Annotated in this window: 10 protein-coding genes; 3 read left to right on the forward strand and 7 right to left on the reverse strand. The window is 42.9% G+C overall.

The window, feature by feature from the left end; genetic code table 11:
* Positions 1-66 precede the first annotated feature (66 nt).
* Both asnS and R8N46_RS11650 read right to left on the reverse strand, forming a co-directional pair.
* Positions 67-1,467 (reverse strand): asparagine--tRNA ligase, encoded by a 1,401-nt coding sequence (gene asnS / locus R8N46_RS11645; protein ID WP_017636101.1) that lies wholly within the window; start codon positions 1,465-1,467, stop codon positions 67-69.
* Between the two features lie 189 nt (positions 1,468-1,656).
* Positions 1,657-3,282: a methyl-accepting chemotaxis protein gene (locus R8N46_RS11650; RefSeq protein WP_318098452.1), complete on the reverse strand. Its 1,626-nt coding sequence runs from the start codon at positions 3,280-3,282 to the stop codon at positions 1,657-1,659.
* A gap of 293 nt (positions 3,283-3,575) precedes the next feature.
* Here R8N46_RS11650 and queD point away from each other — a divergent pair, with 293 nt between their 5' ends.
* Complete coding sequence (gene queD, locus R8N46_RS11655; protein WP_005376896.1) at positions 3,576-3,938, forward strand: 6-carboxytetrahydropterin synthase QueD; 363 nt, start codon at positions 3,576-3,578, stop codon at positions 3,936-3,938.
* Positions 3,939-4,027: 89 nt separating this feature from the next.
* On the opposite strand, the gene R8N46_RS11660 is transcribed toward queD, so the two are convergent.
* The 5 genes from R8N46_RS11660 to R8N46_RS11680 all read right to left on the reverse strand — a co-directional run bounded on the left by R8N46_RS11660 (position 4,028) and on the right by R8N46_RS11680 (position 10,175).
* Positions 4,028-4,495, reverse strand: a complete 468-nt coding sequence (locus R8N46_RS11660; RefSeq protein ID WP_025767296.1) for a GNAT family N-acetyltransferase — start codon at positions 4,493-4,495, stop codon at positions 4,028-4,030.
* A gap of 94 nt (positions 4,496-4,589) precedes the next feature.
* Positions 4,590-6,305: an EAL domain-containing protein gene (locus R8N46_RS11665; RefSeq protein ID WP_154204465.1), complete on the reverse strand. Its 1,716-nt coding sequence runs from the start codon at positions 6,303-6,305 to the stop codon at positions 4,590-4,592.
* Positions 6,306-6,517: 212 nt separating this feature from the next.
* On the reverse strand, positions 6,518-7,879 hold the full coding sequence (locus tag R8N46_RS11670; RefSeq protein ID WP_042522776.1) for an L-serine ammonia-lyase: 1,362 nt from the start codon (positions 7,877-7,879) through the stop codon (positions 6,518-6,520).
* 97 nt (positions 7,880-7,976) lie between these two features.
* Positions 7,977-9,230 (reverse strand): aromatic amino acid transport family protein, encoded by a 1,254-nt coding sequence (locus R8N46_RS11675; RefSeq protein ID WP_005388284.1) that lies wholly within the window; start codon positions 9,228-9,230, stop codon positions 7,977-7,979.
* Between the two features lie 345 nt (positions 9,231-9,575).
* The gene (locus R8N46_RS11680; protein WP_213972441.1) at positions 9,576-10,175 is read right to left on the reverse strand and encodes a CoA pyrophosphatase; all 600 of its coding nucleotides are present in this window, start codon (positions 10,173-10,175) and stop codon (positions 9,576-9,578) included.
* Positions 10,176-10,406: 231 nt separating this feature from the next.
* On the opposite strand from R8N46_RS11680, the gene R8N46_RS11685 reads away from it, so the two are divergent.
* Entirely contained in the window at positions 10,407-10,946 is a 540-nt protein-coding gene (locus R8N46_RS11685; RefSeq protein ID WP_005388282.1) for a heme NO-binding domain-containing protein, read from the forward strand.
* Between the two features lie 7 nt (positions 10,947-10,953).
* Positions 10,954-12,654, forward strand: a complete 1,701-nt coding sequence (locus R8N46_RS11690) for an ATP-binding protein (RefSeq protein WP_005376903.1) — start codon at positions 10,954-10,956, stop codon at positions 12,652-12,654.
* Positions 12,655-12,688: the final 34 nt, after the last annotated feature.

Consider the following 12,688-nt stretch of genomic DNA (forward strand, 5'->3'; position numbering starts at 1 on the left):
ATCATTCGTACAAATAAAAGACCTCCACATGGGAGGTCTTTTTAATTCGATATCACTAAAAAGTGATTAGAAGTTCGCAGAGCGAGGAGTACGTGGGAATGGGATCACGTCACGAACGTTGCCCATACCAGTTACGTAAGATACTAGGCGCTCGAAGCCTAGACCGAAGCCTGCGTGTGGCACTGTACCGTATTTACGTAGGTCGCGGTACCAGCTCATGTGTTCAGGATCGATACCCACTTCACGCATACGTGCATCTAGAATGTCTAGGCGCTCTTCACGCTGAGAACCACCGATGATTTCGCCGATGCCCGGTGCTAGAACGTCCATCGCTGCAACTGTTTTACCGTCATCGTTAGCACGCATGTAGAATGCTTTGATGTCTTTCGGGTAGTTCTTAACGATTACAGGTGCTTTGAAGTGTTCTTCAGCAAGGAAACGCTCGTGCTCAGAAGACATATCGATACCCCATTCAACTGGGAATTCGAACTCACGACCTGAATCAAGAAGGATCTGGATTGCGTCAGTGTAGTCAACCTGCGCGAAGTCAGAAGAAACGAACTGCTCTAAACGAGTGATTGCTTCTTTGTCGATGCGTTGAGCGAAGAATTCAAGGTCATCACGACACTCTGCAAGCACTGCTTTAAACACGTACTTGAGCATGTCTTCAGCCAGTTTCGCTACATCGTCCAGTTCTGCGAACGCAACTTCAGGCTCAACCATCCAGAACTCTGCTAGGTGGCGGCTTGTATTTGAGTTTTCAGCACGGAAAGTAGGGCCGAAAGTGTAAACTTTGCTTAGCGCACAAGCGTAAGCTTCTGCGTTTAGCTGACCAGATACGGTTAGGAACGTCTCTTTACCGAAGAAGTCTTCGTTGTAGTCCACTTTACCAGCATCAGTGCGAGGAAGGTTTTCCATGTCTAGCGTAGATACGCGGAACATTTCACCAGCGCCTTCAGCATCTGAAGCCGTGATCAACGGCGCAGATACCCAGAAGTAACCTTGCTCGTGGTAGAAGCGGTGGATTGCTTGAGATAGGCAGTTACGTACACGTGCTACTGCACCGATTACGTTTGTGCGCGGACGTAGGTGCGCAACTTCACGTAGGTACTCGATTGAGTGACGAGTTTTTGCCATTGGGTAAGTTTCAGCATCTTCAACCCAACCAACCACTTTAACGTCAGTGGCAGCAAGTTCGAAGTCTTGACCCTTTGCAGGAGATTCAACAATCTTACCAGTTACTTCAACAGAGCAGCCAGTCGTTAGCTTTAATACTTCGTCTTCGTAATTATTAAGATTATTTGGGACCACGGCCTGAATCGGGTCGAAACAAGAGCCGTCATATATGGCAAGGAAAGAGATTCCAGCTTTGGAATCACGACGTGAACGGATCCAGCCACGAACAGTCACTTCGCTGTCTACTGCTAGCTGACCTTTCAATACGTCTGATACAGGCGCGTAAGTCATGTTTTCAATATTCTCCATTGAGGTAAAAATTCAACTCAACGCTTACTTAAAGTACTTGTCTAATAACATTTTTGTTCAAAAAACAAGCTAAGCGCTGAGTTGGGTAACATTTTACAGATTCAACGAGACATATTACCTGTCAATTCGCTCGCATCAACCTTTATATTCGTTTTGATGGGGAGAATCTCTCTATTTATTCACTCTTTTGTGCTCTGAAAGTGTGAATTGGTTTAGTAATTGCTCTAAACGTTCGGATAGATGCTCTAAATCAACACTAATATCACGCGTGTGCGATGCTGATTGCGATGTGTCGTTAGCATGCAGTGTGATCACATCTATTTTAGATTGAATATGCTGACTTACATCAGATGTGGTTTGCGTCTGGTTTTGGATATCTTCTGCATGTCTGAGCACTTGGCGCATTTCGTCAACAACGTTATGCATTGTGGCTGATAGTGCCTCGACATCGACAGAGCGTTGATGAGCAAACTGGCAGACGGTATCAACAGAAGTTAATGACTCTTCACTTCTTTGCTGGAATTGAGAAATGATATGTTCAATATTACCAGTGGCCTCAGCCGTCCTAGAAGCCAGGTTACGCACTTCTTCCGCGACGACCGCAAAACCGCGCCCTTGCTCTCCGGCTCGGGCGGCTTCAATAGCAGCATTCAACGCGAGCAGATTGGTTTGTTCTGCAATACCCTTAATAACCACAAGAATGGACGACACTTCTTCGGTTCTTTGATTTAGAGAGCTGATTTTTTCCCGTACGGTATCAATGTTACTTACTAGTTGTTTGATGTCTTCACTGACGTTGTGTGCTTGGCTTGCACTATGAGTGGCGACATCAACGGTGTGATTGACCAAAACAGTAGCGTTGTTAGTCGAGTCCTCAACAGCAGTTTGTTGCTGCAACATATCGGTGATATTACTTTGTACTTCGTTGGTCTCTAGCTGTTGGTTATTGGCCGCTTTATCTGTGGACTGCGCGACAGCAGTTAGTTTACTCGCGGAGTCGGCAAGTGAGTGAGAGGTGTCTTGCACACGTTCTAAGCTTTCGGAGACCGTATCCATGAATGAACTGATGGCTGTAGAAAGTTGGCCCACTTCATCCTGTTGGTGATGCATAAGTCGTTGAGATAGATCTTTGCTATGGCTCACATTCGACATGAATTTCGACGTTCTTTGAATTGGTCGTACAATGATTTTCTGAATCAAACTCATCGTTATGATGAAGCCCACAAATGCGATTACGGCCATTATTCCCATCGCAAACATTGCCTGTTTACTGATCATTGAATTGACATGATTCATGTTGTATTCCAAGCGAATCGCGCCCAACACTTCTCCTGCTGGTGCAACGTGGCAAGAAACGCAGTTGGTGCCACGGTAATTTTCGCTCGATTTCATTGGTAGCGCGACTACTAACCCTTTGCCCCAATCGGCTGAGATTGGTTCAATCACCAGTTCACCATTCAACGCTCGTTGATCAATATCATCGACAGGCTGCTGGTTTTGTTGCCCAGGTCCGTAAAGTTTGGTCACAGTATCAGCTCGCAACACGCGAACTGCTTCAATGCCTTCTTGGGCCAGGGCTTTTTGACGTAAGGTCTCTTTTTGCGACATGGTGCCCGTAAGCATCATCATATTTAGGCTATCGAAATAATTACTAGCCTTATCATGGAGTTGTTCACTAAGAACATCATTGATTAAGGTTTTTTGTTGATGGTATTGGTAAGCCGTAGAGGCAGCTAGAACGCAGCTGAAGACAGCAATTAACGCCAGTAAGAGCTTAAAAGTGATAGTTGAGCGCATAAATTTATAAGTGTAATTGGAACGAACTGCACAATATTAATGTGCACAAATGCGCACTGCGAACAACGAAATGAATGATTGTGACCCCACACATGTTGGGGATATGTAATTGTGATGTGAGTGCTGTGTAATCAAATGTTTGGCGCGTGACAAAAATACGGCGCTTTGGTGTGAGTGATAGCAAAGAGGCCAGGAACCAGCGGAAGTTTTTGCTACGCTTGTATGGGGTAACGCTTGTCTCTTGGCAGCGAATTCCTTAGTATTGCCTGTCTTTTTAAAGCCTGAGAATCAAGATGAAAACAGAATTATACAAAGAGTTTATGTTCGAAGCAGCACACCATTTGCCACACGTACCAGAAGGTCACAAGTGTGGTCGTTTGCACGGACACTCTTTCCTTGTTCGTCTTTATGTAGAAGGTGAAGTTGATCCACATACAGGTTGGGTAGTGGATTTTGCAGAGATCAAAGCTGCATTTAAACCAATTTACAATCGCTTAGACCATTACTACCTAAACGACATTGAAGGGTTAGAGAACCCGACTAGCGAAGTGTTAGCAAAATGGATTTGGCAGCAGCTTAAGCCAAGCTTACCACTGCTAAGTAAAGTCGAAATCAAAGAAACGTGCACAGCGGGTTGTATTTACAAAGGCGAATAAGTCACTTTCTATTGAGCATTAAACAAAGGCAAGCGAGAAGCTTGCCTTTGTTGTGTCTGAATGGCCCAATTTTGATTATGCTTCACCAGCTAGCTTAATGGGTGTCGTAGAATCCATTCTTTTTCATTATCACCCAATGTTGTTTCCTCTGTATTAATGAATCCGCACGCATCAAGAAAACTGATAGCGTATTGCTGACTTTGTGGGACAGTGGCGCAAAGAGAGGTGCTTTTAGGGTTAATGGTATACGCATAAAGGAACAGTTTACGCAATGCCTCACTCCCAACCCTTTGACGTTGGAAACGTTGATCAATCATCAAGTATTTAAGCTCCAGTTCGTATCGTTTAGCAAACGGCGCATGTTGGGAGAAACCTTTATCGATAACAAGATAGCCTACTAATAGGTCATCAGAATAAATCGTAAAGAACGCCTCTGACTTACTGCGTTTTTGGTAAGCCATTTCAAACGGTGTAAAAAATCCTTTTTGCTCTTCTTGCACATCCAATTGCATCAAACTTGAAAAATCTTTCAGTTTGGTGGGTTTAATCGCAATCATCGCTCAATCACAAATTGGCGGCATACCGTTATGCCACCACGAGTTTTTATAGAGTATTAAATCTATTTTAAGTAACTAACCGAGTGAAGAAAAGCTAGCAATGAAGAGGGTAATAATAACCTTGGTGAATGTATGCGCCCAATGTTGTGAGTAAGTGAGCACTGTCTGCCGTTTCTACGCCTTCAACAATGACCGTGCAGCGATACGTATTGCCCATAGCAATTAACTGACGCAAGGTTTCTATCTTTTTATCATCAGTTTTTAGGCCAATAACAAATTCTCGGTCGATTTTGAGATAGTCCGGATTCAGCTTGCTGATAAGCGCCACATTATTATTACCGGTGCCAAAGTCATCAATACTGATTTTACAATCCAGAGCTTTTAGTTTCGCGACATTGCCATAAATCTCAGAGGTATAGTACATCGATGCATTTTCTGTGATTTCGATTGTCAGCAAACGGCAATCCCGATTAGATAGCTCTCTATATAGGATTGAAAAGTTACGCCCTCGCAGCAAAGAAGGACAAACGTTAATGCTGATAGGGATGGGCAACGCTTTTTGTTTGGTGTAGATGGAATCAATCACCAGTAAGGTATGAGTTAGCAGCAATCCATTGCGGATCAGTGTTTCAATAAACCGTTGCGTATTTTTTACCTTAAACCGGGAGAGGGCTTCGTAGTGCACAATCTTTTGTGCCGAAGTGTTATAAATCGGTTCCAGTTTTATTTTGAATTGTCGAATTGCGCACAAGTAAGCCATAAAGGCTTGTAGGGAGCGGTGACGCAGTATAATGAGAAAAAGTAAGCTCAGTAGAATGATACTTTGAAACGGTCCAGAGATGTAATACACCTCTTTATAGCCACTATTCTTTACGTGATAATTGAAAAAGCGTTCATTGGTGTTACCAATCTCTAACGACGTTCCGGTATTCGTTGATAGCTTCATACCAGAAAGAAAAAAACGTGAAATATGATTTTCAACATTGTCGGATAAGTTAATGTTTTTAACACGAACCAAAACGGTTGCGTTATTTAAGTCAAATGATTGGGTAGTGTAATTGTTATTGTTACTCCACTCTTCAAAGGCTTTTTTGCTGACAGGGACAACGGTTTCTGGAGTGACTAAGCATCGAATATTGAAACGATCTAGCATCATGCTCGATTCCACCAACTTCACATTATCAAATAGTGACTTCAGTTCGCTTTCATTAGCAAAGCAACTCCTGCGGGAAAGGTTCTCTGCAATTTCGAAGGCGTTATCCAGATAATTATGTTTAACGATGCTGTTTATCGCGTAGTAACAGATAGCAAAGAAAATGATCGCAGTGATCAACACAACCCACATTGCTTCTGAATAGATCTTTTTATTACGCAGGCAAATACGAAGCGCTTTGCGAAGACTATTGGTTGTGTATTGATTGATCTTCTGTTGATGTTCGATGCCATTCTGATGGTTGTTTTGCATAGTAAAAGGGATGAAGTATCCGGTCCGGTGAATGTTTTCGATAATGTTTTTGTTAGTGGTTAAGTGTTCTTCCGTGAGCTTGCGAAATTTCTTTCTTAGAGCGGCCACCGCGTTTTTAAAGCCATTTTCAGGCAGTGTCATTTTGTATTGTTGAGTGATTTTGCTTTCTATTAACCGCTGACTAATCGGCGTATTTAAACTGCCGTATGTGGCGATAGTTGACAGAATGGCGTACTCATTTGGGTTGACAGGAATGGAGTGGTGGAGTGACTGATTGAGCTCTAGAGATATTTCGTTTTCGGACAAGCAAACGCAGATTTGGTTTCCAATTTCAAACCTAATCATGTGTTGATGTGCTCCAAGTTTAATTTTTGGCTACGTTATCAATAAAGCTAGGGAAGAGATGTGATTTTTTACTGAGATATCCATAATATTTGGATATATTCAACGTTTTAGGTTTTTTTTTACTTGTCCTGATAACGTATTCTCCTAGGTTTTTGGGGTATAAAAAAACCCGAGCATAAACTCGGGTTTTGATTGGTATTCAGAAAGTCGTATTAGCAAATCACTTTGATTGCTAGACCACCTTGAGATGTTTCGCGGTATTTCGCGTTCATGTCTTTACCTGTTTCTAGCATGGTTTCGATAACCTTATCTAGAGAAACAGTTGGAGCTGAAGAGCGACGTAGTGCCATGCGAGTTGAGTTGATTGCTTTTACTGCCGCAATACCGTTACGCTCGATACATGGAACCTGAACCTGACCTGCAACTGGGTCACACGTTAGACCTAAGTTGTGCTCCATCGCGATTTCTGCTGCCATACATACTTGCTCTGGGCTACCACCCATAAGCTCAGCAAGGCCTGCTGCTGCCATAGAACATGCCACGCCAACTTCACCCTGACAGCCAACCTCTGCACCAGAGATAGACGCGTTGCGCTTGTAAAGACCACCGATTGCGCCAGAAGCCGCAAAGTAACGGATGTAATCTTTTTCAGTCACAGTTTGGATGAACTTATCGTAGTAAGCCAGTACCGCAGGGATGATGCCACACGCACCGTTAGTTGGTGCTGTAACAACGCGGCCACCTGCTGCGTTCTCTTCGTTTACTGCGAAAGCAAACATGTTTACCCAATCAACAACAGACATTGGGTCGTTTGTCGTCTTTTCTGAAGTAAGTAGCTGCTGGCGAAGTGCTGCTGCACGACGAGGCACGCGTAGTGGACCAGGCAAAATACCTTCTTCATTCATACCGCGATCCATACACTCGCGCATTGTGCGCCAGATGTTCGCGAAATAAGTACGAGTTTCTTCATCTGAATGAAGCGCATGCTCATTCTTCATGGTTAGTGCGCTGATGGACAATCCACTTTCGTGGCATTGGTTAACCAGTTCCTCTGCCGTTGTAAACGGGTAAGGTACTTTTACTGGGTTCTCAGCTTCTTTACCGAAATTTTCTTCATCAACGATGAAACCACCGCCGATAGAGTAGTAAGTCTTTGAGTACACTTTTTCGTCTTCGATCCACGCGTGGATCTGCATGCCGTTTTCGTGTAGCTCTAGGTTTGTTTTGTGGAAGTTCATTCCACCTTCACGTGGGAACGATACTGTGTGACAGTGCATGCCAACAGGAAGGCGTTCAGTTTCTTCTACACGAGCGATAAAGCCCGGGATAGAATCGATATCAACTTTCTCAGGAGTGTTGCCTGCAAGACCCATGATGATAGCAATATCTGTGTGGTGACCTTTCCCTGTCAGTGATAGTGATCCATAAACGTCAACGGTGATTTTAGTGATGTCGCGCAGTTTTCCCATTGCACGAAGATCATCAATAAACTCTTTACCCGCTTTCATTGGGCCTACAGTGTGTGAGCTTGAAGGTCCAACACCGATTTTATAGATATCAAAAACACTAATCATATCGATTACCTCAGAAGAAAGCCTCCCAAGGGGAGTTGGGAGGCTTAATTTTATCGTTATATTTTTGGATTAATCATACTGCACTGGGCAGAGATGATTAAAGAGCGCCGTAGATTACAGAACTAATTGCAGCAAGACCACAGATTGCTGTGAAAATTTGCACAGGTGCTGAAGTTTTGTACTTAGCCATCGCAGGAACTTTTTGCATTGCGAAGATTGGCATCAAGAATAGGATTGCCGCAATCATTGGTGCACCCATTGTTTCAATCATACCTAGGATGCTTGGGTTAACGATAGCAACGATCCAAGTTGTGATTACAATGAAGATTAGAGACATCTTCTCGATCTTGCTTACTGGTGATTTTGAACGAGATTTCACTAGACCAACTAGACCTTCGTGCGCACCTAAGAAGTGGCCAAAGTAGCTAGAGGTGATCGCTGCGAAAGCAACCAATGGACCCATGTAAGAGATCAGTGGAGATTCATGCACGTTTGCTAGGTAAGAGAGAACAGAGATATTTTGTTCTTGCGCCGTTGCTAGTTGCTCTGGAGACAGAGAAAGTACAACAGAGAAAACGAAGAACATAACAAAGCCCATCAGCATCATTGCTGCGCCACCAGTGATAGCGTCAGTTTTCTTAACTGCGTCATCACCATATACACGACGTTGCTCTTTAGAGAACTGAGAAATGATTGGGCTGTGGTTGAAAGAGAACACAATAACAGGGATTGCTAGCCAAACGATAGCTGGCATTGCACCCCAGTCAGGTGACACTTCCATCATTGAAGTGTTCCAACCAGGAATTAGGTATACAGACAGTGCTAGTAGGATGAACACGAGAGGGTAAACCATTGCTGAAGTTGCTTTCAGCATAAGCTCTTTACCGAATACTACGCCTGCTGTCATTGCAGCAATAAGTGCACCAGAAAGTAGCCAGCGAGGAATAGATTCCATGCCCATTTGGTTAACTAGGAAAGAGTCAACTGTGTTTGTGATACCAACACCGTAGATAAGTACGATTGGGTAGATAGCGAAGAAGTAAGCGAACGTAATAAGGTTTGCGCCAGTCTTACCAAAGTGCTCTTCTACTGTGTCGGTGATGTCCGCTTCAGGGTTTTTCGCAGAAAGAACGAAACGAGCTAAAGATTTGTGTGCGAACCAAGTCATTGGTGCTGCGATTAGGGCTAGGATTACTAATGGCCAGAAGCCACCTGCACCTGCTTTAATAGGAAGGAATAGTACACCTGCACCTACTGCCGTACCAAAAAGGGACAGACACCAGGTAAAGTCTTTGTAAGAAAACTTACTAGACGATTGTGCGGTAGAAACCGCAGAAGTAGTTGTATTCATTTTTTAGTTACTCATTTTGGGAACAGGAAATAAGTCGGGAGTAATTTTGCAAGATTTTACACTAGGAAAATTAGATCTAAATCATTTATTGCTTACGCTTATTGAATGATATGTCAAAAACCTGCTTTTTATCACGAAAATGATGTGCTACTCGTGATTTCTGCTAATGAGTAAAATTAGAAAAACTTATCAATAGGGCTGTTTGTATAAATTTATTTCACCGCAAGCGTTTGCGGTGAAAATGGAAAATTAATCTAATGTGAATGAATGTTTATGAAGCAACGTTTTATTAATATTGATGCGCATAATGATCGCGCCTATAAAAGCACCGATATCAACAACTGTTTAATGTGAAATAATATGTTTTTGCATTGATTCGATAATTTGTGCCGTCATGCCCCAGATGAAATGCTGTCTATATGGGATAGCAAATACACGATGACTGCTTCTTTTTAGGTCAAATTTGGTGCTATACAATTTTTTGGGGTTCAGAATATGGTTGGCAGGAACCTCAAAAACTGACTCTACTTCATTTGGGTCAATATGCGTTTTATATTCCGGAGAAACAAAAGCCAAAAAAGGTGTCACATTAAATTGACTAATCGTTGGTAGTGTAGGCAGTTGACCAAACACATGAATATGCTCATCTTCTATCCCAACTTCTTCTTTGGTTTCCCTTAAAGCGGTATTCACGAGCTGAATATCTTTCTGCTCATATTTGCCACCGGGAAAGCTGATTTGTCCCGGATGATGGCGTAAGTGGGCTGCACGCTTAGTCAGAATGACTTGTAACCCGTCATCGCGTTCCACAAAACCGATTAAGACTGCCGCATCTCTCAGGGACTTTTCTTTCATCCATTTCAGTCGTGCAAGGGACTCTTTGTGGTAGCCCGTTGGAAGCCGAAATTGAAAGTTCTGTAGTAAATGAGTTTTGTCGATAACCAAACTGAGTCCTTATTTATCGTGCCTAACCATTATTTATTATACTCAAAGACGGCAAAGCGTATGGCGTTATCGTTACTGGTTACCAAATAAAACATTCGCATTAAAGCACTCGCCAGCACTTTCCCTCTTTGTGTTGTGTGTCTCACTCTGCTTGAACATATTAATTTGAAACTTATAAGGTTATACACCATTCTTTATTTTAGGACGTCACTATAGGACAAGTATTGGCCAATGAAAGGGATTATTTTCACCGAGTTCATGGAGTTAGTAGAAGAGAAATTCGGTCTTGATGTGTTAGACCAAGTTCTCGATCTTTCTAACGATGAAGGTGTTTACACCGCTGTTGGTAGTTACGATCACAAAGACTTGGTTAAGTTGATCGTGAATCTCAGTAAAGTATCTGGTGTTCCCCCCGAGCAACTGCAAGAAGTGTTTGGAGAGTGCGTCTTTTTGAATTTACTTCGCTCCATTCCTAGTCACGCCAGTTTGCAACAGTGTGAAACGACGTTTCAATTTGTTCGCCATGTTGAAGATTTTATTCATGTCGAAGTTAAGAAGCTCTATCCTGATGCTAACCCTCCGCAATTTGATTTCATTAGTGAAAATCAATCCCAATTGGTATTTGACTACCACAGCGCAAGATGTATGTCTCACGTATGCTTAGGATTGATAAAAGGCTGTGCTGCGCATTTTGGTGAGGTAGTTCATATCAAACATCAAAATCAGTCAGAAGATGGTAGCAAAGTACGTTTTTGGTTAGAGGCTCAATAAGAACGATATGACGGGAAGTTCCTCATTAGAAAGGAAACTCAAACGAGAAGTTGCATCAAGAAAAGCAGCTGAGCAGCTGTTGGAACAGAAAAGCTTAGAGTTATATGAATCCAACCAGCAACTCAGTGTTGCATTGAAAAAGCTGGAGCTGAAATCTAAAAAGGATCTTCGTAAGTTTGAGTTTGAAGAGCAAATTGATGCGACGTTGATTAAGTTCGGTCGTACTTTTTTATCGAGCACGTTCGATGAAGCAATGATAGCGAGCTTTATTGAGCAGCTCACTTCTAACTCGATCATTTCTGCGGCTTACTTGTTTCTTGACGCTACAAAGCTGAGCTCATTGCGTCGTCATCACTTTGGTCACTTACAGCTTCGTCATAACAACGAGATTTTCACCACTCCTAATTGGCAGGGAGAGAATTTGCATTTGCCAGTTATCATTGATGGGGAAACGGTTGGGGAGTTGATTTTCTCCGTGTTGCAAGATCAAATCGATCAGTCTTTTATTTCCAAACAGATGGAGCTCGTGTCTGACTTAGTTCATGGTGTTATTGGTCGACACTTAAGTTTAGAGCGAGAGGTCGAGCTGAGAAAGCGGGCTGAGGAATCAGAAAAAGCGACGAAGGAGTTTGTCGCCATGATTAACCATGAGCTGCGAACTCCTCTCAATGGCGTATTGGGTAGTGCGGAGTTATTGAGTCGAACCCAATTAGAAGAAGAGCAGCGTCAATACTTGAGCAATTTGACTCAATCAGGGGACTTATTGAGAGTTATCATTAATGATCTTCTTGATTTCAGTAAGATGAATGCCGGTATGATGGAAATCATACATAAAGTTTTTGCCTGGGAGGAGCTTGAAAAAGCCATCATGGGTGTATTTGCAGCTAAGGCTGCGGAAAAACGCATCCATTTCTCTATCGACAAAAAGCTGGGGATCCCTGAATTTTTAGTCGGTGACTTAGAGCGCATTACACAAATTTTGGTTAACTTGGTGGGAAACGCGATTAAGTTTACTCACTTGGGTGGTGTCGTGTTACGTGTGGAATGGCTTAACGGCACGGCTTATTTTGAGGTTGAAGACACTGGTATTGGCATCCCAATAAAAGCACAGCCGTCACTCTTTGACCCATTTGTCCAAGTTGATCGCTCGGCGAAACGCAGCTTTGAAGGCTCAGGTTTAGGTCTCGCGATTTGTAAAAACCTCGTGGATTTGATGCAAGGTCAAATTAGCTTTGAGAGTGAAGAGCGCAAAGGGACAACTTTTAAAGTTGCTATTCCTCTTGAGGAAGGGCAAGCACAAGGCACAGCAGAGGGGGAATTGGTCACTATAGAGCGAAGCGATTTAGCAGGACGCTCAATATTAGTGGTTGATGACATCAGAATGAATCAAGTCATTGTTACTCAAATGCTGAAAAAACTCGACATTACACCTGATTTAAAAGCCAACGGAAAAGAAGCATTAGAAGCGGTGAAAAGTAAAGACTACGAACTGATATTCATGGACTGCCGAATGCCTGAAATGGATGGTTATGAGGCGACGATGTATCTGAGAGAGCGTGGCTTTACTCATCCTATTATTGCATTAACCGCTGGCACTACCATCGAAGAGCGTCAAAAGTGCATTGATTCAGGCATGGACGACATCCTCACTAAGCCGTACACCGCAACCGATATCGAACAGATTATGTGTAAGTGGCTTGAGCAGTAGACGCTGCCTCTTAAAAAGTATGTTTGTTGGCCAA

The organism is Vibrio sp. 1874, assembly GCF_033344395.1.
Taxonomy (GTDB): Bacteria; Pseudomonadota; Gammaproteobacteria; order Enterobacterales; family Vibrionaceae; genus Vibrio; species Vibrio alginolyticus.